The following is a 23,982-nucleotide window of genomic DNA, read 5'->3' as shown; positions in this document are numbered from 1 at the left end:
TTAAACATGAAAAGCAACAAACTCATATACCTGTTTTTAATTGCCTGCATTTCTGTGGTTTCCTGCAAAAAATATCTTAATGTCGTACCAACAGAGCTGGTTACGCAGGATGCTGTTTTTAATAATATCCAAAATGCCGAAGGTGCCTGGAACCATTTATACGCATCGCTAAACAATAATGATATACAGTTCATTTACGGAGGGGGAACAGTTTTAGGGGCCTGTACTGATGAATGTAAAAACCATTGGGAAAATGTACCCGAATTGCCGTTTAATTCAGGTGCCTGGAACGCTACCAATAACTCACTCGATATCTGGGGCAGGGCTTACCAATATATCCGTTCTGCAAATATCTTCCTGGCAAGTATTGATAAAACCCCCGTCCCGGCTTCGAGGAGTGATTACTACACGCCGCGCATTCCGCTTTACAAGGCGGAAGCGAGGTTTCTGCGCGCTAATCAATATTTTGAATTATTCCGAAGATACGGCGCCGTCCCTTTAATCAATACAGTTTTAGCCACAACAGATCCGGCTGCCACCACCACAACAAGAAACACCGTTGAGGATGTGGTTAAATTTATCACCTCAGAATGTGACGCCATTGCGGAAATTTTACCGGTAAATTATGCCAGTGGCTCAGCAGATTATGGGCGGATAACCAAGGGCGCCGCGTTAGCATTAAAAGCCCGTACTTTACTGTATGCAGCCAGCCCGTTATTTAACGGAAACACTATGTACGCCGGTATTAAAAATGCCGATGGAACGCAGTTATTTCCTCAGACCTATGACAACAATAAATGGCTGCTGGCTGCCAACGCAGCCAAAGCCGTGCTAAACCTGAATACTTATTCACTATCCAATCCCAACCCAACAAACCCTGTTGATAACTATGCGCAGTTGTTTTTTACCAGAAATTATGATGAGATCATATTGCCATATATTATGGGGAACAACAGAAATTTCGAAGGTAATTATTTACCTAACGGCCGCGATGCTAATGCCGTTAACGGAAACGGAAAAATGAGTGTATTCCAGGAATTAGTTGATTCGTACGAAATGAATAATGGCAGGCCAATAACAGACCCTCAATCAGGTTATCAAGCTACGGGCTTTTGGAATGGCCAGTTATGGGACGGTGTAAGGAATACGCCTGTATCCAATATATCAAATATGTATAAAAACAGGGATCCCCGTTTTTACGCTACTATATTTTTTCAGTACGACGTTTGGAATTACACCAACAATGCGAGGCCTTTAAAATTTGCCTGGTTTGGCAATAACGGCGGTGGTTGCGACGGCTGGCCTAAACCTGGTACCAACTGCGAAACAGGTTACAACTGGCGTAAATGGGCCGATCCTAATGTTAATTTAAAAGGTGGCGGCGATGCAAACCGTAACTTTCCGATTATCCGTCTGGCCGAGATATATTTGATTTATGCTGAGGCTATGAATGAATATTTAGGTGCGCCAAATAGCGATGTATATAACGCTGTAAACGCCGTACGCAGCCGGGTATCTATGCCGGGCTTACCCATCATCGCTTCTGATAATACAAAAGAAGGTATGCGGAAAAGGATCCAAAATGAAAGACGTGTGGAGTTTGCCTTTGAAAATCAGCGTTTTTGGGATGTTCGCCGCTGGTTGATAGCTAAAACTGTAGACAATGGCAATATGCACGGCATGAACGCGAGACCTACACCTGGCGAGCTGAACTCTACCGGCTTAGATCCTAATAGTGAAGCTGCAGGTGTTGCGGTGTTTTATAAAACGGTGGTAGATCAAACCCGTGTTTTTGCCGACAGGCATTACCTGATGCCAATACCTCAGACCGAGATTAATATCGACCCGGCACTGGTGCAAAATTATGGATGGTAACCTAAACCCTTATATCGGCTGACTTGCTCTTACCTTCGGTTTTCAAATAACGCTGTGTAAAGATAAAGCCAGGACGGCTAACTAAAGCGGTTGTTTTGAATAAGACAATCGCTTTAGCATGGCTGTTGATAAGCGAAAAGTAAACGGCAGGATACCTGTTATCATTTTAAGTCACCCTTGTTTTTTAATTTCAAACAAAACCGGATTCTTTAAACCGGAAAGCTATTGTATGCCCGTTCACAACTGCTCATCAGCTAAATAAATACATTATCTGGTCGGATACGCCCCCGTTCAGCTCTTATGATTATTCCTGATCACAGTTTTAAAGTTCACTTATATGCTCATGTCCTACAAACATAAAACAATAACATTTTTTAAGCTATTAGCCTGCTACCTAATCTTTTTTGCAAGTAACTCATATGGTCAAAATGATAATCAATTAACGCCCGACCCAAAAGCTGTTGTGCAATCCGGGAACGTGCGGTTTACCGTTCTTACAGATCAACTGATAAGATTACAATGGGGGCAGCCCGCAAGTTATGATAACAGGGCGTCGCTGGTTGTGGTTAACCGTAAACTGCCTGTTCCTGCATTCAGCACGCGGACGGAAAACGAATGGTTTTACCTAAAAACCAAGAAGATTGAGCTTGCTTACAAAATCAATTCAGGAGTATTTGATAGCACCAACCTAAAGATCCGTTTTTTGAATGCTGATACGGTATCGTGGAAGCCGGGGCAAAAACAAAAATTCAATTTAAAAGGAACTTCCCGCACCTTAGATGGGCAAGACGGTGAAATGAACCTGTACAGTAATCAAAAACTCCAATTGGAAGATGGTATCCTTTCGCGGGATGGCTGGTTTTTTCTTGACGATTCTCAATCCTTAAGATTAGATGACTCTGACTGGCCCTGGATAACCGCTCCTGGTGCCCCAAAATTGGATTGGTACTTTCTGGGCTATGGTGATGATTATAAATCCGCGTTATTGGATTTTAGCAAAATTGCAGGTCATGTGCCTATGTTACCACGCTATGTATTTGGTTACTGGTGGTCGAGGTATTGGAGTTACTCGGATAACGAGCTTCGGGAACTGGTGCAAAACCTGAAACGATTTGATGTACCTACTGATGTTTTGGTGATAGATATGGATTGGCATACCAGGGGCTGGACAGGTTACACCTGGAACAAAAACCTTTTCCCCGATCCAGGCAACTTTTTGAAATGGGCAAAGGACAACCATTTAAAAACCACATTGAATCTCCATCCGGCAGATGGTATCCAACCAACAGAACAACGTTATAATGATTTTGCTGCCTATATAAAGACCGATTCCTCCCAAAGGAAAGCTATCCCGTTTGAAGTATCAAACAAAGTGTTTATGCGTGGCTTATTTGATATCGTATTAAGACCAATAGAAAAAGCCGGCGTTAATTTTTGGTGGCTGGACTGGCAACAATGGCCAAACGATAATAAGATCCCCCAACTAAGTAATACATGGTGGCTTAATTATACATTCTTTACCGATAAGGCAATGCATAGCCAAAACAGGCCGCTGTTGTACCATCGATGGGGAGGATTGGGCAACCACCGTTACCAGATTGGATTTTCGGGAGATACTTTCATGTCGTGGGAATCACTGGCTTATGAACCCTATTTTACAAGCACTGCATCGAACGTTTTATATTGTTATTGGAGCCATGATATTGGCGGGCACATCCTCAAGGGAAACGAAAAAGGGGTAGAGCCTGAACTTTATACACGTTGGTTGCAATATGGTTGCTTTAGCCCCATTATGCGAACACATTCTACTAAAAACGCAGCTATCAAAAAAGAGATATGGAATTTTGCTCCGGAGTATGCTACAGCACAACATGATGCCATCAGGCTGCGTTACGCGCTCGTGCCCTACATTTATACAATGTCAAGGAAAACGTTTGAAACCGGCATCGGGCTTTGCCGGCCAATGTATTATGATTATGCGAAACAGCCGGAAGCTTACAGCTATAAAGAAGAGTACATGTTTGGCGATAATATGCTTATCAGGCCAATTACAACACCATCTAAGGATGGCTTCGCCACAGTTAAAGTTTGGTTGCCGAAAGGAAATGATTGGTATGAGTGGTCTACAGGAACTTTGCTAAAGGGAGGGCAAATACTTGAACGTTCATTTTCGATTAACGAATACCCGGTATATGTAAAAGCCGGCTCGGTAATACCCATGTACAATAATCAAATTCAAAATCTGGACAAAAATCCGAATAACCTAACGCTGGGAATATTTCCGGGAGGTAGCGGTAATTTCCAGGTTTACGAGGATAACGGAAACAATAAAAATTATAAAAACCAATTTGCCAAAACTAACATAGCATCACAGCTCGACGACAAAGAGCTGATTGTGAATATAGCGCCTACTGTGGGCAATTATCAAGACATGGCCGAACGGAAAAAAATTAAAATAAAGGTATTTGGTACCCAGCCGCCGTTAAAGGTATCGGTGAACGGCAAACCTCTGCAATTTAATCCTGATAGCCGGGATGGCTGCTGGAATTATGATGGCGACAATCTATGTTTAAATATATTGCTTCCTGATCAAAGCTGCAAGGTTGCAAGGCAATTACGCATAACCTATAACGAGGCACCAGGAACCTTGATAACTGCAGGGCTTGTAGAGAAGTTCAAACGCTTGTCGATGATAACATCTGTATTAAAAAATGGCGACAATGGTAATGATGGTATTTATATTCCGAAAAATCTTGGTTTTGCGGAGGAAACTAATCGCTTACTGAGTTATCATCCAATGAATTTCGCAAACTATTTAGAGAATTTTGAGCGCTATTATAAACTTATCCCAGAAGAAATTAGGTTGCTTAAGCAGGTTGGTGAGCAGGAGAGGAAGGATCTCATAAAATTACTCCCGTAGGTTCAATAGTTAACGAATATTGACATATAGCTGCGGTTCGATTAATGACGGTTTAGATATTTCAAATTTATCTTATTTATTAAAATAAAGCGGCAAACCGTGTTAGGTCATCTGAAAAAAACGTTTGTATAGCAGACGGGTTTGAGTACTACTTTAGGCAAGTTGTCAATTCATTGACAACTTTTTTTATGCTTTTATTAATTGCGGATAGCCCACCCTGCCTCGTGGGATAATCACTTAATCTGTTTGTTTTCAACCGGGGCTCTGTTTAGTTCGCAATGATTGATCCACATGGGATGGACAGTATTAACGTTAATTCTGAATGTTAATGACAACAGGCCTACCGTGGAGCAAACATGGCTTTATAGATCAGCTCTAAAAATTTCTAATAATATTTAGAGCCTCACAAACGTCTAACTATAATAGGCCATGAAAAAAATCACGACCTTGTTTTGTTTACCGCTTCTCAAACAAATCACCGTCGCCCAAAGCTGGCAGGACATCGTCCTGCCGAATCGACCAAATATTTGAATGCTACTGTACTCACGAGCCCGGCTGCCAACTAATGGCGTCCAGGCAATATCGTAGGCTGGGTAGCCCTTTTAAATAATAGAATAATTTGGTTAGGAATATCCTTGATTTGGTTAAAACGGTACAACTTGTGATACAGACCTTTGTTCTACTAAAAAAATTAAGCAAATGGAAAGTCAAGATCATAATCAACTGATCGCGCTGGTAACCGGTGCTAATCAGGGTGTAGGGAATGAAATTGCTAAAGCACTAGCCGCTAACGGCTATATTGTTTATTTGGGTTCCCGTAACCTGGAGAACGGCAAAAAGGCAGCTGCCGAGATTGGCGATAATGCAAAAGCAGTACAGCTGGATGTCACACAGCAGGAAAGTATCAATGCGGCGGTAGCTAAAATAACCGGTGAATATGGACGCCTGGACCTACTGGTGAATAACGCGGGTGTCTCTCACGCAGGAACGGCTCCCAAAACCCCGGAGGAGTTAATGGCCACCGGTCGCGCCGTTAACGTATCGCTGGATGAAGTACGCACCGTTTGGGAAACCAACGTTTTCGGTGTGATCGCTGTAACCCAGAAGGCGTTGCCCTTACTGCGAAAATCGGCAGCAGCGCGCATCGTTAACGTATCCAGCGGCCTTGGCTCCCTTACATGGATTTCCGATCCGGAATGCTGGGCACGTGAGCATTTCGGCATCGTCTATGCTGCATCTAAAACTGCTTTAAATGCGGTAACCCTGGCTTTTGCCTTAGAGCTGGAGAAAGAAGGGATCAAGGTAAACGCGACCAGCCCGGGTTATACAGCTACTGCGCTCAATAATTTCCAGGGAACAGATAGCCTGGAAATGGGTTCGCGTGAGCCAGTACGCGTCGCACTCGAAACAGATGGCCCGACAGGTGGATTTACCGGCCCGGAAGGAAAACTGCCCTGGTAATTCGATTAATCGCAATTACCTGGCACTTAAATGACCGGCGGCTGAGGCAGTTGCCGGTCATATTAAGTAATTTTAGCTATGAAAACAGAAAAGCCTAAAATCGCTAAAGTAGAATCGATTAAAGAGGTTCACCGTATGCTGGATCTCCCAGGGCCTAAGCATCCGTTAATCACCTTGTTTGATACACGCGACGAACGGATTAATTTAAGCCGTTTACCGGTCAGTTACGTGACCTCGTTGTACAAGATATCCTTTATTGAAAAGCTGGGCGGCAAGTTTAGATACGGGCAGGGCTATTATGATTTTGACGAAGGCAGTATGGTATTCACCGCACCTAACCAGGTGGTTGGCAGCACATCCGTATATAAAGGAAATGAAGGTTATTCGTTGATCTTTCATCAGGATTTTTTGCAAGGTTTTCCCTTAGCTGCCAAGATCAGGCAGTATGGTTTTTTTTCATATTCATCAAACGAAGCGCTTCACCTTTCTGAACAGGAAAGAAAGACCATTTCATCCATTTTTAAGATCATTGAAGAAGAGTTGAACAGCCGCATCGACGATTTCAGCCAGGAGGTGGTCATTGCGCAGATAGAATTGCTTTTGACGTACGCCAAACGCTTTTACAAACGTCAGTTCCTTACGAGACAGTCCGCCACCAGCGACCTGCTTCAGCAGTTCGAAGCGGCACTCAACAGTTACTTCCAAAAAGAAATGCCAACAAAAAAAGGGCTGCCCACCGTTCAGCACCTGGCGGATCGATTAAACTACACACCAAATTACCTGAGTGATATGTTGCGCTCGCTCACCGGGCTTAGCGCACAACAGCACATCCAGGAGCAACTGATCGAGAGATCTAAAGAATTACTTGCCACATCCACATTGAGCATTAGCCAAGTCGCTTATCGATTGGGATTCGGGCATCCGCAATCGTTTAGCCGCCTTTTTAAGATCAAAACGCAGCTATCGCCTGCTCAATTCAAATCTTCATTGAATTGATTAAACTTACTTTCTGTTAGCGGATGGGGTCAGCGCCCAAGACCTTTGTATGGGAATAAATGAAGACAAGGGTTTAATGACATCTATTTTTTCACAGGCGGACTTAAAAGCTGGCAAGAGCCACAGCCAGGGCAGAGACTGGATATTCTACTATAGATGTGCAAAGCGTACGTGTGTGGGTAAGCGGTACTGGGAAAGCTTGACCGTTCGGCTGACTTTTCAGATCAACGCCTCCGCAAGTCAGACGGACGTGATGAGGTGAAAGCATAAAATGTATCACTAAATGACGCAACACTGGCATACCCCACCTCAAAAGCAATATCAGCAATAGGTTTTTGTGTTTTAACAATCATCTCTATCGCCGTTATCATACGCAGGCTCTTAATATATTGTAAAAAAGAAATACGTAATTGCGACTGAAACAGGCGCGATAACGACCGCTCGCTCATGGCAAAATGTTCGCTTACATCAGCTATAACTAATTTTTCGCTTATATGGCTTTCTAAATAATTCATGATCTTTTGCATTAGCTCATGTTCAGTTTTGGGCAACATAATAGGCAACGACCTTTTGTTTAAGTCGGGCAGCATATTCTTCAGCGCTACCAGGAAATCGAAATTACGATCGCCAATGCCTATATGGAGTTCGTCCCAACGCTCGGTATAATTGATCATTTGGATCAGCAACTCGCTAGCCGGATAAATACCCAGTTTGCCATAAAATTCATTCGCGTCGTCGTTGGTGGAATAAAAATAAAGTGATCGTAAAGCTGTTGCGAAAACACCCACCCGAAGTTCATGTATCAGGCCCTGCGGAATCCAGAAATAATGCCTTGCAGGCACTACATAGGTTTTGTTTTGTGTAGTGATGTAAGCCAAGCCGCCCTCAACGTAGCTTAACTGGCCCTTGGTATGGGTATGAAAAGGGATTAATTTCTCTGATCTTTCATGCATCACAAAAACCGAATCCGGTTTATTATCAATTTCGGGGAGAGAAGCTATTAATCCAATTTTCGTCATTAGAATTTCATCGCAGTTCAAAGTTAATAAAAATTGGCCGGAATGATGAAAATATTGGCAACTTAGGCGAAAGCGAGCAATTATGAGAGGCATATTTTTGCCACAAATATGTACTACAGTAAAATATTGATCGCATTTGCTGGTTTGTTAACCGCCAATATCGCATATAGCCAGTCTAAAAACACTGCCATTCTTACATTGCCGGAGGCCTGGCGCAAAGCCGAACAAAACAGCAGGCAGGTTGAGATTACCAGAAAAGCCAATTTGATTGCTGACGAGGAGATTAAGGACGCAATAATGGAACGGTTGCCCGAAGTAAGTTTGCTTGGCAGCATTGAAAAGGCAACCAATATGCCCATTTATGAAAATGGCCTTTTTTCTTCGCACACGCAGGAACACGAAATTATACACACTTTATACAAAGCAGGGGCCGATTTTTATCTGAACCTTTATAATGGCAATAAGCTTAATCTTAAAATTGAAGAGAATAAGCTATTGTACCAGATTGCGGTTATCCATAATAACGAAGCGATCTCTGTCATCAGGTATAAAACGGCCGCGCTGTATCTTGATCTTCAAAAGGCCTTGGTCTTCAGGAAACTGATCATTAAGGATATTGCCGATCAGGAAAAGCAATTGTTGGAGATAAAAGCCCTTCAAAAAAATGGGGTGGTCTTAAAAAGCGATGTGCTGCGTGTTGAACTGGATCTTTCCAGGCGTAAGATGGCTTTGGTAACCATTGAGAATGATATTCTTATCGCTACGCAGAAACTAAACATCATTATGGGCGAACCGGATGAAAGTGTGATCATCCCCACAGAGTTCGATTCAGTTGACGTGCCAGAATTGCCTTATGAAAAATACCTCGCCGACGCAATGGAACATTCCTTTGCGTACCATATTTCTGAAAAGCAAACGCAGGTTAGTAAACTGCATCTTAGCCAGGTAAAAGCCAACTATCAGCCAAAGGTTGGGCTTTACAGCGATTTTTCATATGCTAACCCGCAAATATTCCTATTTCCCTACAATCCTGCCTGGTACTCGCTTGGTGTTGCCGGTATCAGGGTTACTATGCCGCTATCGCAACTTTATCAAAACAGGCATAAAGTGAACTCGGCTAAACTGGAGCTTGATAAAGAAGAAACCACTCATAAAGACATTGAGGACAAAGTACGGCAACAGGTTAAAGAGGCTTACTTACGATATAAGGAATCGCTGGTGCAAATTGGTGTGGCCGAGGTTGATGTGGCCCATGCACAGGAAAACGCCCGCATTATTAAAAATACCTATTTCAATCAAACTTCATTAATTACCGACTTGCTTGATGCCGATGTGCAGGTGCTGCAAACACGCTTTGAGCTGGCAACCGCACGTATTGTGGCCCAAAACAAATATTATCTACTTCAAAACATCACCGGCGTACTTTAACATGAAAAAAAAGCATATAGTAACAGATCGAATTATTACCAAGATAACCGGTTGGATAGCCGGCCTTACCATTATAGCCCTGGCTATTTGGGCCGTATTTACACTTTGGGAGTATCATGAGTATGAGCAAACTAATGACGCACAGGTACAGGAGTACGTAAACCCTGTTATATCGCGTGCGGGAGGTTTTATAGTGGCTGTAAAGTTTGAAGAGAACCAGCCGGTAAAAAAGGGAGATACCTTATTAATCATAGACAACCGGGAATACACTTTACAAGTTGCGCAGACCCGGGCAGCTATACAAAAAGCCGAGGCACAGTTAGAGGTATTAAAAAGTAACATACACACCACGCAAAAAACTGCCGGTTCTGCTAAAGCTCAAATTAAAGCAAGCGCTGCAAAAGTTTGGAAACAGCGGCTTGACTTTGAACGTTATTTGCGCCTTTATAAAGAGGAGTCAGCTACTAAACAACAGCTTGAAAATGTTCAGGCTACCCTGGATGTAAACAATAGCGATTTCCAGTCGGCAGAGGAAAACTACGGAGCCGCAGAATCAAAAATAGAAGATATTATAGCAGAAAAGACGGTATTAAGGGCAGAAATTGCACGTTTAAAAGCTTTGCTTGACCGCAACATGCTTGACGTTGAATATACCGTTATCAGGGCTTCATATGATGGAAGAATGGGCCGTCGTACGGTAGAGGTCGGTCAAATGATTAATGCTGGCGAAGTGTTGGCCTATATTGTTGATAACGAAACTGACAAATGGGTGATAGCCAATTATAAAGAAACCCAAATTGCCGGCATGCATATAGGTGATACCGTAAAATTTGTTGCCGACGCATTTCCGGACCAGGAGTTTAAGGGCACTATCATTTCACTGTCGCCCGCGACCGGTTCCAGCTTCTCGTTGCTGCCTCCGGATAACTCTACCGGTAACTATGTGAAAATTGTTCAGCGTGTGCCGGTACGTATCAGGGTCGATGCTGAAAAAAAGCAGCTGGCCATGCTTAGAGTGGGGATGAATGTTAATGTTTACGTTCCAAAAAAACAGCAGCGCCATGGATAGGGGGATTCCAATTTTTAGAAGCTGGGTTCCGGGCTGGGCTATTAAGATCATACTGTTTTCACTTATCCTGCCCACGCTGGTGCTTTTTTTTCTGCCATTTGCAAACATCAATGCGGCAGCAGGCTATTATGGCAGCGAACCGGCAGATATACAATTTGCGGTAGCTTTGTTTTATGCCGGGTATATAGCCTTTTACAGCCTTGAACGGCGATTCTTCAACTTCCTGGCAGCAAAAGAATATTTTATCATTTTTACCATGTTGGAGTTGCTGACAACACTGGTATGTTATTTAACCAATGATCTTTATATATTATTCCCGATCCGTTTTTTCCAGGGGATGTTGTTCTCCAGTACAGTAAACCTGTCTTTATCCCTCATGTTTACCCGCCTGCACAGCGAAAGGGCCCGCGAAATAAGCTTCTCGGTTTTTTTCGGAATGCTGATATGTATTCTGCCCTTTACCAATTTGGTTACCGCCGATTTGATAGACTCTTATAATTTTAACCTGGTTTACAAGGGCGCATTATTCTCTTACCTGCCATGCCTGTGCCTTATCATGCTGTGTATGAATAACGTAAGGTTAAACGCCCGGTTTCACTTATACAAACTCGACTGGCAGAGTTTTGTGTTTTGGAGCATCATGCTCACTTTGCTGGGGTATATTAGTATTTATGGGCAGGAATATTATTGGTTGGATGATGCCCGCATTTACTATAGCGTTGCCGCTATGATAGTTAGCACGCTGATTTACATTGTACGCCAAAGAGGTTTAAAAAGACCATATCTGCATCTGGGTATATTTCGCTTTCGCAATTTTAAGTTCGCGGCCTTTCTCATCTTAATACTTTATATATGTCGGTTTGCGGTTAATATCACCAATTCATTTTTTACAGGTGTGCTTAAGCTTGATCCTATTCACGTAAGCTATATAAACAGTTGCAACCTGGGCGGCCTCATAATTGGTATTATAATTTCCGGTGCTATGATCCTGCAGAAAAAAAATATCAGGTTTATCTGGTTTCCGGGCTTTATATTATTGCTGGCTTTTCACGTCATTATGTTCTTTTTGTTTGCTACAGAGGCAAATGAAAACAACTTTTACGCTCCGCTATTTATGCAGGGGATAGGCGTGGGGATGATCATGGTACCCACTATTGTGTATGCCATCTCTGCAGTGCCTGTTGCAATTGGCCCGTCAGCAACTTCGATATGTTCAACTATGGGGTATGTTGGCTTCTGTGTTAGTGCTACAATCATCAATTTTTGCGAGCTCTACGAAAAAAGCCGGCATTACAATGCATTTCAGGACCATCTAACAAAAGTTGACCGGTTTGCATTGCACGCGCTGGCCACGCGTGGGACCGAACTGTTGTCAAAGGGTCTCTCGTTAAAGCAAGCCGGTAAAGGCGCAAACAAGCAATTGGTAGGCGCCGTTAATCAGCAAATCCAAATCAGATTCGCTATGGATTATTACGAGATGATGTCAATGATGTTGGTCGCAACCTTGCTGCTTATTGCTTTATTCCCTTATCTAAATCGTACAGCGGTTTACCTGCGTTCGCGCCGGCTTGTACCTGCATAATCTAATTACTTAATATTAAACAACAAATGAAATATATAACCCTGTTGGCTATTATCATCGTCAGTATAACTGCATGCCAAAAAGATAACCAAAACTTTAAATTAAAAACGGTTACCATAAATGCCTACACAAACAAAAACTCCGAATTACAGCTTATTTACGTCAAGGTAGTTGACGCCGCAGATAATCAGCGAGTTATCGGTAAATCTGCTTCGTATCCGTCAACCCTGCCATTGCCCGTTACGCTGGGTATAACTTCGAGCCTCAAACAAGCGCTATATAAACAAACATGTATAGTGCAGTTGTGGGCCGACTCTACAGGTTTGATTAGTTCGCAAAAAATGAATATGGATAGTTATAAAATCATCTTTCCGTTAGAGATGGATGTCAAAAATAAAGACATGGATGTTACGCTGTCAGGTAACTGGGACTAAGCATTAACTATACCGAGATTTATAAAAAAACAACAATATCATGGCCACGGCTTTTGAAGTCATCCAAAAACTTCAGTCGGAAGGTTATACCATAGATTTAATCTAATAGCAAACTGTCTTGAATGTCATCAGAATGCATTGAAGGTGCATCCGGACGAGTTTATAGTGGACAAAGATTACCGGCTTGAAGTGATGTCTGCCGAAATCAGCTAATCCTGCCATCAGCAAATTCCAGTATTCAGCAGTTGATGGCAGTTTGCAATAACATCCAAACCGGAACTTATTTCTGGTCGAACGGTTACGCGGTCGGGTAGTGCAACGATGGCGCAAATAGCAAAGTAAGATCATTAACCATTAAAGTTCATCACGAGACTATTAAATTAAACACGGTAGCGGATAGTAAAAAGCGATCAGTTAACGCTAAAGAAATCAAAGAAGGCCAGGAACAAAAGTTTAATTTTAATAGATTGAAGATATAAGATCCTGGTTGAATTTTAGAAATAGTGTACCGGATCGTTTTGTAAGAACGAAGCAACTAACACTTGTGTCAAAGTGTTTTATGAAAAATGTCGCCAAAAACCCGGCACTCAATTTCCCATTAAAAAATATTATATTTACTGCTACTAATCTTATCGCTGTAATGTATGAATAAATATATACCCCCTTTACTCCCAGTAACTCATTATCCGCTAAAGTTTTTTAAAGCCAGTAACTGATTTAATGAAGTCGAAATTTTTACTGGCAATTTTATGCTTGTTGTGCATAATAACTGCGGTTAAGGCCCAGGCCCCTAAAATCACTTACACCGCCGGAGCTAAAATATTTACTTTGGGAGTTCCAATCCAAACGTTAGTGCCTGTAAACACCGGAGGCGCAATACCTCAGGGATATTATGGACAGGTTACCACTCTTTGTGGCAGTGGCCGGCCGGGCTACCAGGATGGTAGTGCTGCAACCGCAAGCTTCGGTGCTGTACGTTCACAATGCGTAGATGCAAAAGGTAATATATTTATGGCCGATGAAGCCAATCATGTTATTCGCAAAATAACGCCGGCCGGTGTTATGACTACGTTTGCTGGAGGTAATGATATTTACAAAGATGGCGTTGGCCGGTCTGCGGGCTTCGTTGATCCCCGCGCAATTACAGTTGATGCTGCCGGTAACCTGTATGTTATGTCAGATAGGAGTGTGCGTAAAATAACCCCCGACACTGTAGTGACAACAATAGCGGGTGGTGGCCCTTATGGCCCGGTTAATGGTATTGGTGCCGATGCATCTTTTGGTTATCCTCTTTCAATCGCTGTGGATAGCAAGGGTAATTTATATGTTGCAGACTATGATATCAAGGCCATCCGTAAAGTAACACCACAAGGTGTTGTTACAACATTTGCAGGTAGCTTTGGCGATGCCGGATCAAATGATGGAAATGCAATAACGGCCAGGTTTAATAGTATCAATTGCTTAGCTGTAGATAAACAAGATAATATCATCGCGGGTGATTATGACAGGATAAGGAAAATAACCCCGCAGGGCGTTGTGACAACCGTTGCCACCGCCGAAATGTTGGGTATCCCCTCAAATAATTATGTAACCAGTGTAGCCGCCGATGCTACAGGCAATATTTATTATACAGCCAATCAAATCATAAACGTTATTTCTCCTGCCGGTATAATAAACCGGGTAGCCGGTACTCCCGCCGATGGTTATACGGCAGGCGGCAACACAGATGGAATAGGCACCATAGCCCAGTTCAGAAGTCCTAATGCGCTCACTTATGACACGAAAGGGAATATTTACCTGGTAGAATATCAGAACTACCTGGTTCGGAAAATACGAGTTACTGGTTACATTATTAATAAACAGCTGCCTGCGGGCCTTAAATTTGATCAGCTTACAGGTAATATCACCGGCTTTGCTACAGAAATAACTCCAGCTTCAGATTATGTTGTAACCGCTTTTAATGCGGCCGGCAGCAGTTCTTATACTCTAAATATAGCAACTGTCGCCAATGTTGGTAAGCCGGCCATTTCATCGTTTAACCCACTAAGTGGCCCGGCGGGTACTTTGGTTGCTATACATGGTAATAACCTGGTTAATACGCAGGGCGTGGTAATAGGAGGAATAAATACTGTAGTGTTGTCAAACACTAATACCGAAGTTGTAGCAATGGTTATGCCCGGGGCGTCAACCGGCGCGATAGCGCTTAACACCGCTAATGGTTATGCCACAGCGTCCAGCAATTTTAAGCTGGCACCAGCGTATGGTTCATTTACTCCGCAAACAAGGATAACACAGGCAGACGTGAAAGGGCTTGCACAATTTGGATGGGCAACCGCCTTGAGTGCCGACGGTAATACCTTAATAGTGGGAGCCCATAGTGATAATAACAATATTGGCGCGGCTTACATTTATACTCGAAATGGAGATAGCTGGAATATGGAAGCCCGGCTGTCTGGTCTTGATGTAATAGGAGCGGCCAGGCAAGGAGCATCGGTTGCTATAACGGCCGATGGTAATATGGTAGTAGTAGGTGGCGAAGGCGATAATAATGCAACAGGCGCAGTCTGGATATACACCCGAAGCAGCAAAATATGGACACAGCAAGGACAAAAGCTTGTTACTGCAGCATTACCCCGGCAACAGGCGCAGGGCAGCCTCGTAGCAGTAAGCGCCGATGGATCGACCGTTGTAGTAAGCGGATCTTCGCAGAATAATTATTATGCTATGATAACGGTGTATAACCGTGCAAACAATGTTTGGTCAGGTACAAATTTACAGCTGCCGTTCGGCTTTCAGCCGGGTAATACTTTGGCTATTAGTGCTGAGGGGAAGGTAATTGCTGTTGGACAACCAACTTATGGCAGCAGCAGAGGCACGGTGCGCGTTTATACTAAATTAGGCGATAGCGGATGGTTATCCCCGCCCTTTGAACTTGTGCCAGACGGCGTTGCTGATGGTTCGCAGTTCGGCAGTTCGATATCGGTAAGTGCTGATGGAAAATATGTGATAGTAGGCGCGCCAAATTTTAACAGCGGACAAGGTGCTGTATGGGCTTTTAAACGTGAGTTCCCATCAACCATTAACTGGACGCAAAACACCAGAATAGCGTTGCCTGCAGCTGCTAATAACGTGCGTATGTTTGGCCGCCTGGTAGGTGCCAGCGCCGATGCTTCAACAATTGTTGCGGCTGATGCAGGAAATACAGGCAAGGATGAGCTTAGATTTTTTAAGCGTACCGACGACAAATATATCCAACAGGGAAACCCTGTATCACAAGCTGCAAGTAATGCAACTTATTATGGTGATGCCTTATCAATTAGCGCTGATGGCAGCATTGCGGCGGCGGGCAACCATTTTGATAATGGGGGAGTTGGTTCGGTGGCTGTTTACAAGGCAATTTTATTGCCCGAAGCCAATACTTTAAGCGCATCAAATATTGTTCTTAATGGCGCCTCATTGAATGGTACCGTGAATGGTAAAGGCATTGCAGCTGCCGTTAATTTTGAATACAGCACATCTTCCGATATGAGCGGGGCTAAAATTATACCGGCTGATGGCAAAAGCAGCGTAGCTGCAGATCAGGGAGCGGTGACTTTCAGCGTTGCACTGTCTGGCCTTGCACCCGGCGTAACTTATTACTACCGTATAAATGCATCAAGTACTCAAGGTACGGTAAATGGCATAACAAAAAAATTCACAACTATACCGGGATTGCCTGTTGTTACGTCTTTTACTCCTGCGAAAGGGGCGATTGGTACACTGATTACAATAAGCGGCGATAACCTTATAAGCCCCCAAAGTGTTATTGTAGGCGGTGTGCCTGCCCTGGTAATATCTGCAACCGGCAAACAAATGATTGCTATGGTTATGCCCGGTACAACTAAAGGAGGGCTTACTATTAACACACCCGCGGGGAGCGTGAATGCAAGTGGTAGCTTTAAAGTTATCAATACCTCGCAGCCAAATTTCCTGCAACAGCAAAGGTTGTATCTTGATGAGCCAGACAGCTACGGACGCTCTAATACTAAAGTAAATATCAGCGCCGACGGTAAAACCGCCCTTTTTGCTGCATATGTTGACCACGGGCAAAGTGGTGTTTGGATATACAAACGCAATGGAGATGCATGGGAAAAGCAAACCGATAATTTATTAACAGGAAGTCTTTTATTTTTTACCGCACTAAGTGCAGATGGCAACACCGCTGTTTTTACACACGACGGCGTTGCAACTGTGTATGTACGTGATGGTGAAATATGGTCAAAACAAGCCGACTTTAAGGCAATTGATCCTTTAAACGACGCCTATCCGTACAATATAGCACTGAGTGCCGATGGCAACACCCTTGTGTTAGGATCTACCAGCCACATGAATAACGGAGCGGCATGGGTTTATACACGTGATCGCGGTGTATGGACCCCACAGGGTGCCAAACTTGTTTGCCAGGGTGCCGTAGGCGGTATTGATCAAAGTGTTATAGTAGCTATAAGTGCCGATGGCAATACCATAGCATTGGGCGGTTACAATGATGACAACTATACCGGTGCTACCTGGGTATTCACAAGGAATGCCAACGGCGTATGGAGTCAGCAGGGTGCCAAACTAATTGGCACCGGTGCCAAACATTTGCAGTCGCAAGGGGTTGCGCTTTCGCTAAACGCAGACGGTAACGTGCTGGCAATAGGTAGCGTATCGTGGTATGATGGTTCACAAAACAGCGGAGTGTGGGTATTTACACGCAGCAATAATACCTGGAAACAGCAGGGCAATATGATAATACCCAAAGACGGCGCTAATAATTCTGCGTTCGGAGAGGCGTTGATGCTGTCTGCAGACGGTGCAACAATGATGGTGGGTGGCTATTTAACAGATTATTACGAGGGAGCGATGTGGTGCTACAAACGTACTGGCGATACCTGGAATGTGGTTAATAAACTTTATTTAAGAGAAGTTAACCCTACGAGCCTTGGTGCCTCAGTAAGCATGACCCCTAACGGCGCCATGATGCTTGCGGGGAGCGACAATACCGCAAGTACGCAAAGTTTTGTAAGAACGTACACTGCAACACCTATACTATCAACTAAGGATGCGGCTGACGTCAGTACTACTGGGGCTACAATTGCAGGTTCGGCTGATGATAATGGCAATGATGCCACGATACTGTTCAGGTATTGGGAGGCACCGAAAGTTGGCGATGGTAAAACTGTTAATGTGAGTACGGTAAGCGGTGGTTCGGGTATGGCAACCTACAATGCGGTACTGAAAAATCTTAAACCCAACACCACTTATATTTATGCCATAAGTGCGGTTACATCATCGGGCACTTATACGGCCGAATCAAACACTTTTGTTACCTCAACTGCGCCGGTTATTTACTCATTCACACCGCCGCGGGCGCAGGTAGGTACAACAGTAGCCATTACCGGTATAAATTTTAAGAATGTTACGGATGTTTCGTTCGGAACCACGGCCGCAGCTAAATTTAAAGTAGTATCGCCAACGTTAATCAACGCAATTATTGCCCCAGGCACAACCGGGGGGCAAATTATTGTTAAAAATAAAGACGGTTCCGGTATCGCAGATGGCTTGCAATTATTTATTGTTCCGCAAGTGGATGCTGATGCTACCGTAATCCAACAGTATGGCAGCACTTATTTACGCACTGCGGCGACAGATGGATATCAATATCAATGGATGAAAAATGGGCAGGCTATTGCCGGTGCTACAGATGCCAGTTATGAAGTTAAAGAGCCAGCATCATACACTGTACGAGTAAGTGTCGACTCGCTTAGCCAAGTGTCATTGCCTGTAGTTATCGTATCTAAATTTATACTGCCGCAAAATGCTTTCCTGCTAACGTCGCAAAGTTTAACCTGCAGAGGCAGTGGCAACGGAAAGATTACAGTCGATGCAACTTATGACAGCTACAAATATACCGCCCGCATAACCGGTAATGGTTTGGATAAATCTGCTCCGTTCACTAAAACCGTCAACTTTGGCGGGCTTTCAGCCGGGACTTATAATGTGTGCATAACAGTAGAAGAAGATAAAAATTATCAGCAATGCTATGCGGCAGTAGTATCGCAACCGGCAGACCTTACCCTGCTATCTACCGTAAACGAGGCAAGCAAGGCCATCAGTCTGTCGTTAAACGGGGGGGAAGTGTATCACGTAATGTTGAACGGGGTTTTACATAGCACCAGGGATAGCAGTATTGTATTACCATTGGCGGCGGGCAAAAATAAATTAAGCGTAACAACGGATAAGTTGTGCCAGGGCGTGGTGGAGAAGATCATTGATATTACTGCCCAACCGGCACCATACCCAAACCCTTTCAACGGATCTATCAATGTGTTTATTGGTGATAAACAGGTTAAAAAGGCAATTATTGATATTTATTCAGTTAGTGGCTTGTTGGTGCTTAGTAAGCAGATAAGTAACCCTGCAAGCACAGTAACATTACAAACGGGCGGAATTGAGCTTCCTGGTAACTATACTTTAATGCTGGATACGGATGGTACAAAACAGGTATTTAAGATAATTAAAAAATGAAGAGATTAGTATTGTTGACGATATGTGCCGGTTTTATTTTTTGTAGCTGCGGAAAAAAAGGCGATGCCGGTTCAGATACAAAGTCACCATCGAAACCCGTTTTGATATTGCCCGCCCAAAACTCGGTGTGTGTGAGCGGTAATGGGCAATCAGGATCACAAAGCAGCATATTTTTTAGCTGGAATGCGGCCACCAATACCGACGAATACGAGATAACTATAAAAAACCTCCAAACGGGTAAAGCACTTAGTCAAACTGTAGCTGTGAACCAGGTTTCGGTAGAGTTGCCGGTAAATACACCCTACTCGTGGCAGGTTATATCGAAACTAAAAAATACATCCGGTACGGCGCAAAGCGATACCTGGAAATTTTATAGCTCAGGGCCAGGCGTAGTAAGTCACGCGCCATTCCCGGCAACTGCTTACCAACCAGTTGATGGTGGACAATTACAGGCTGTGAATAGCCTCATTAGCCTATCATGGACAGGTTCAGATGCTGATAACGATATCATGGACTACGATATATACTTTGGTACCAATGCTGCTTCCCCATCGTTGTTGCAATCTCATATTTCGGGTACTTCATTAAGCAATATACAAGTTAAACCTGCCGGCATATATTACTGGAAGATTGTAACCCGCGATAAGCAAAATAATTTAAGTACTTCGGATATTTTCCAGTTTAGGGTTAAGTAGGATAACGCTTGTTTTGCCCGATAGGCTTTAATGGAGCAATAGTTCCTAAGTGTTGTTAAAGGACCGATTGAGTCAATCATCTGTTTTTGTTGTCGTACCAATAAAAGCGCCTTAGGTCTTTCTACTCACTCCTCAAACTCTTCACCGGGTTGGCCAGCGCGGCCACTATGGCCTTATAACCCACACTTATCCAGGCGATAGCCACCGAAGTCAGGATTGCCAAAATAAATATATCCGCGCCGATAGTAATTCGGTAAGTATAGTCCTGCAGCCATTTGTGCATAAAGTAATAACCTACGGGGGCCGATATGGCAAAGGCGATAACAATAAGCACCGTAAACTCCCTCGAAAACAGGTAAACGATATTACCTACCGATGCCCCTAAAGTTTTGCGGATACCAACCTCTTTGGTGCGTTGCAAGGCCATGAAGGATACCATTCCATACAATCCCAAACAAGAAATAAAGATGGCTATGCCTGCGAATAACTTATAAAGGGTGGATAACTCGTCCTCATTACGGTAAAAGTTTTCGATCGTTTTATCGAGAAACTGGTATTCGTACACGCCCTCCGGGAAGGTTTTATTCCAAAGGTTGTCGATACCGGCGAGGGTCTGTTTAACATTTTGCGACTGAATCTTGATATTGAGCTTGCCGTATTGCGATTTCCAGGCTCCCATCAGTACCGGCGGGATAGCACTGCGGAGCGAGCCTGTATTATAATCCTTCACCACGCCGGTAATGCGGGCGTTCAGTTTCTTATCATTCCAAAGCATAATGAATTTGCCTATGGCTTGTTTCGGATCGGTAATGCCGAGTTTGTGGATCAGGGTTTCGTTAACCACGTAGCCCGCTATCGTATCCGTTTTTTTATACGGACCTCCGGCAACAAACCGGATATCATAAAGCCTGAAATAATCAGCATCGGCCCATTTGAGGCAGGCGGCAAAATCCACTTGTTTGGCTGCGTTATTGAATTTAAAATCACTGAACCAGCCGCTGTTATCCGAGGGCCCATACAAACTCAGGCTCACATCCTTAATCCCCGGCTGTCCCAAAAGCTCATCTTTCAAAGCGCCCACTCTCGATTTGCTTATGCTATCGCCCGGGAATGGAACCGTAATCACGGCATCCTTATTAAACCCGAGTTCTTTGTTCCGGAAGTAGTTCATCTGGTAAATCAATACCAGCGTTCCTATCACTAAAAACTGCGCTATGCAAAACTGCGCCACCACCAATATCCGGCGTAGTGAGATGCCGCTGGCGCGGCCCGCGTTGATCTTATTTCTCAAAGCCTCTATCGGCTTATAACCCGATAATACCAGCGCCGGATAGAAGCCGGCCAGGAGAGTAACCCCGATCACCATGCCCACTAAAAATAAGATCACAATTCCATTAGCAAGAAAACCACCACTCAACTGGATCTCGAGCAGACGATTGAGCATGGGAAGCGTTATCCATGCAATTACCGCGGCCAGTACAACGGCAAATAAAGTGATGATGAGTGTTTCGCTGATAAATTGGAGTACCAGCTGGTATCGATTGCTGCCCAATACTTTGCGGATGCCCACTTCTTTTGATCGGTTCACGGCCTGCGCGGTAGCCAGGTTAATAAAGTTAACGCAGGCAATGATGAGCAGGAACAAACCAATCAAACTAATCACGCTGATGAGCTGCTTACTAAACGGGTGACCGCTGTACACACCTACCTCGGTATTGAAATGCATATCCTTGAGGGCCTGTAATTGATAGCTCTGGTTTTTATTGTAAGGTGGCGGAATATGCTTTTTTGCGAAAGCCGCAAGCTGTGTATTAAACTGTTTTTTGCTTATATCGGAGGGCAAAATGATAAAACTATTCCGGTCGCCGAAGGTGCTTACCCAATCCTGGACATTGCCGTTCAGGTCGCCGCCTTTCTCAATGAGGGTAATCCAGGAGATGGCCAGCTTCATCGGAAAATCGGTATTAACCGGGGTATCTTCAATAATGGCGGTCACTTTCAGGTCGCGGCGGTTTTCATAGCGGATTGTTTTGCCCATGGCATTGTGCCAGTCGCCGAAAAATTTGTTGGCCTCTTCGCGTGATAGGATCACGGTTTTAGGCTCGGCAAGGGCGGTGTTTTTATCGCCGGCAAGCCATTTAAAATCGAAGATCCTAAAAAATTCGGGGTCGGCGTAATAGGCCAGGTCTTCCTTAAATTTTTTGAAGATACCGGTATTGTGCACATCGCCGATGGTATAGTGCGAGCCGTCGTTTTTCATGATGTTGGCCGCCTGCTTTATTTGCGGAAAGTCGAGCTTGAGGCCTTCAACCATCGGCAGGGGCGTGCCCGAACCGGCATGCACACCGTCGGGGCCGCTACTTACATTCAGGATGCGGTAAATACGGTCTTTATTGGTATGATAATTATCGAAACCGGTTTGGTACTGCACAACCAAAAAAATGAGCAAGCAGGCCGCGATGCCTATGGCCAGCCCGGTAACATTGATAGTGGCATAGCTTTTATTGCGCATCAGGTTGCGCCAGGCTATTTTGAAGTAATTTTTAAACATAGCGTAGGGATTTGTTTTTTTTACCGACCAGTTTTGGGCCGTTTGCTGGTTTAAAATTACCGTGCCATAGCGGGGCTGGCGCTCCATATTATAATTTGGTCGCTCTTTTTTCAATTCAAGTTTATATTCGACCGGACTTTTGCCGGTTAGTTGTTTAAAAGTGCGGTTGAAGGTAGTTTTTGAATTAAAGCCCGATTCGAAGGCGATGCCCAGCAGGGTGAGGTGATCAAAAGCTGGGTCCTGCATTTTGCGGGTAACCTCGGTAACACGGTACTCATTAATAAAATCGTTAAAGCTTTTTTTGAGTACAGTATTAACGATGCGCGATAAATCATTAGGATGCAGGTCGAGCTTTTCAGCCAGCGAGCGTAAATTCAGTTCCGGGTCCTGGTAATAGCGGTTGGCTTTCAGCACCTGCTTTAGCCAGGTGCCTTTTTGTTTCGATTCGGCCGGCAGCGCTGGTTTAAATACAGGCATCCTCGCTGGGGCCAAAGCAGCCTCGGGCCGTAAAAAAGCTACAACTGCGAACCGGATGGCCAGGATAGCCAAAGCCAAATACAAGGGATAATAAGCCTGGTTGCCTAAACCCTGGTGGAAATAAGTATAATCAATACCCGCAACCATCAACCAGCAGCAACACAAAATGAAGAAACCGGCCAGCAAGCTGTGCAACCAGCGCATTTGGTAGCAGAACCTGTCGCCGTTGTTGAATTCAAGGAGACGGTAATAGTTTTCTATTTGTTGATGGGATGCATATAGGTAGCTCAGGGCTGAGATGAACGCCAGCAATTCCAATACAAGGTTAAAAGCCGAAGTTTGATAAGCTGCCACTCCTGTTTGAATACTCTGGCTGGTTTCAAACAACTGAATACTAAGCTCAAACAATACAGGAACAAAATGCAGCGTATGCTTCAGTCGGAATTTATATTCCGCCCGGGTTGTCTGAAGTACATAGAAATAAACCAACGGTCCAAAGGCCAGCGAGAACCGCAGTGGCAAGCGGCCCCAATTGGGGATGTAGCTCGCCAACCCTACATCTACAGCAAGCAAGCGCGCTATGTATAAAACAATAACCACCAACGCCACTGCCAAAAAACGGTTTGCAGTTTGATTTAGTTTTTTGCCGAACCATAAAAGCAAAGCCGCGGCCAGGCCAAGGAAAACCGTTCCCAGGAATGTTAGGTGGTAAAGGTTGATATGGAATATGTAGGTTTTCAATTAGTTAACTTGGCTCAATTGGCGAGCCAAATTTACAACTTGCTTTTATTAAGATCGTTATGATTTGGTTTTGTGTTTGATGTGTAATGGAAGCGGACGGATGGGCGTACGGTTTTGGAGGGAGGTAGGGGAGAGACGTTTCAAAAAGTACTCTCAAATTTTGCTTAGATAAGCCGCATCACGAA

The 23,982-nt window shown here is 44.0% G+C and carries 12 protein-coding genes; 10 read left to right on the top strand and 2 right to left on the bottom strand.

What is annotated here, in order from left to right; translation table 11 throughout:
* Nucleotides 1-6: 6 nt before the first annotated feature.
* The 4 genes from BLP33_RS06865 (at nucleotide 7) to BLP33_RS06850 (ending at nucleotide 7,252) form a co-directional block, all read left to right on the top strand.
* Nucleotides 7-1,875, top strand: coding sequence for a RagB/SusD family nutrient uptake outer membrane protein (locus tag BLP33_RS06865; protein ID WP_090525962.1), 1,869 nt, complete (start codon nucleotides 7-9; stop codon nucleotides 1,873-1,875).
* A 343-nt stretch (nucleotides 1,876-2,218) separates the two neighbouring features.
* The gene (locus BLP33_RS06860; protein ID WP_175489955.1) at nucleotides 2,219-4,795 is read left to right on the top strand and encodes a glycoside hydrolase family 31 protein; all 2,577 of its coding nucleotides are present in this window, start codon (nucleotides 2,219-2,221) and stop codon (nucleotides 4,793-4,795) included.
* Between the two features lie 699 nt (nucleotides 4,796-5,494).
* Entirely contained in the window at nucleotides 5,495-6,256 is a 762-nt protein-coding gene (locus tag BLP33_RS06855) for an SDR family NAD(P)-dependent oxidoreductase (protein WP_090525960.1), read from the top strand.
* A 78-nt stretch (nucleotides 6,257-6,334) separates the two neighbouring features.
* Entirely contained in the window at nucleotides 6,335-7,252 is a 918-nt protein-coding gene (locus BLP33_RS06850) for a helix-turn-helix domain-containing protein (RefSeq protein WP_090525959.1), read from the top strand.
* A 224-nt stretch (nucleotides 7,253-7,476) separates the two neighbouring features.
* On the opposite strand, the gene BLP33_RS06845 is transcribed toward BLP33_RS06850, so the two are convergent.
* The gene (locus BLP33_RS06845; protein ID WP_217633115.1) at nucleotides 7,477-8,271 is read right to left on the bottom strand and encodes an AraC family transcriptional regulator; all 795 of its coding nucleotides are present in this window, start codon (nucleotides 8,269-8,271) and stop codon (nucleotides 7,477-7,479) included.
* A 108-nt stretch (nucleotides 8,272-8,379) separates the two neighbouring features.
* On the opposite strand from BLP33_RS06845, the gene BLP33_RS06840 reads away from it, so the two are divergent.
* The 6 genes from BLP33_RS06840 (at nucleotide 8,380) to BLP33_RS06815 (ending at nucleotide 20,028) form a co-directional block, all read left to right on the top strand.
* A complete protein-coding gene (locus BLP33_RS06840) occupies nucleotides 8,380-9,699 on the top strand; it encodes a TolC family protein (RefSeq protein WP_090525958.1) in 1,320 nt (439 codons plus the stop codon).
* Between the two features lies 1 nt (nucleotide 9,700).
* Nucleotides 9,701-10,768 carry an HlyD family secretion protein gene (locus BLP33_RS06835; RefSeq protein ID WP_090525957.1) on the top strand — a complete coding sequence of 356 codons (1,068 nt, stop codon included), beginning with the start codon at nucleotides 9,701-9,703 and terminating at the stop codon, nucleotides 10,766-10,768.
* The gene (locus BLP33_RS06830) at nucleotides 10,761-12,350 is read left to right on the top strand and encodes an MFS transporter (protein WP_090525956.1); all 1,590 of its coding nucleotides are present in this window, start codon (nucleotides 10,761-10,763) and stop codon (nucleotides 12,348-12,350) included. The genes BLP33_RS06835 and BLP33_RS06830 overlap by 8 nt, the downstream gene beginning before the upstream one ends.
* A gap of 26 nt (nucleotides 12,351-12,376) precedes the next feature.
* Complete coding sequence (locus BLP33_RS06825) at nucleotides 12,377-12,784, top strand: hypothetical protein (RefSeq protein WP_090525955.1); 408 nt, start codon at nucleotides 12,377-12,379, stop codon at nucleotides 12,782-12,784.
* An 828-nt stretch (nucleotides 12,785-13,612) separates the two neighbouring features.
* A complete protein-coding gene (locus BLP33_RS06820; RefSeq protein ID WP_175489954.1) occupies nucleotides 13,613-19,333 on the top strand; it encodes an IPT/TIG domain-containing protein in 5,721 nt (1,906 codons plus the stop codon).
* Nucleotides 19,330-20,028 carry a fibronectin type III domain-containing protein gene (locus BLP33_RS06815; protein WP_090525953.1) on the top strand — a complete coding sequence of 233 codons (699 nt, stop codon included), beginning with the start codon at nucleotides 19,330-19,332 and terminating at the stop codon, nucleotides 20,026-20,028. Before BLP33_RS06820 ends, BLP33_RS06815 begins: the two co-directional genes overlap by 4 nt.
* A gap of 121 nt (nucleotides 20,029-20,149) precedes the next feature.
* Here BLP33_RS06815 and BLP33_RS06810 read toward each other — a convergent pair whose 3' ends face one another.
* Nucleotides 20,150-23,797, bottom strand: coding sequence for an ABC transporter permease (locus tag BLP33_RS06810; protein WP_090525952.1), 3,648 nt, complete (start codon nucleotides 23,795-23,797; stop codon nucleotides 20,150-20,152).
* Nucleotides 23,798-23,982 lie beyond the last annotated feature (185 nt).

The organism is Mucilaginibacter sp. NFR10 (genome assembly GCF_900100445.1).
Classification (GTDB): Bacteria; Bacteroidota; Bacteroidia; order Sphingobacteriales; family Sphingobacteriaceae; genus Mucilaginibacter; species Mucilaginibacter rubeus.
This window is presented reverse-complemented; position numbering and strand designations above follow the sequence as displayed.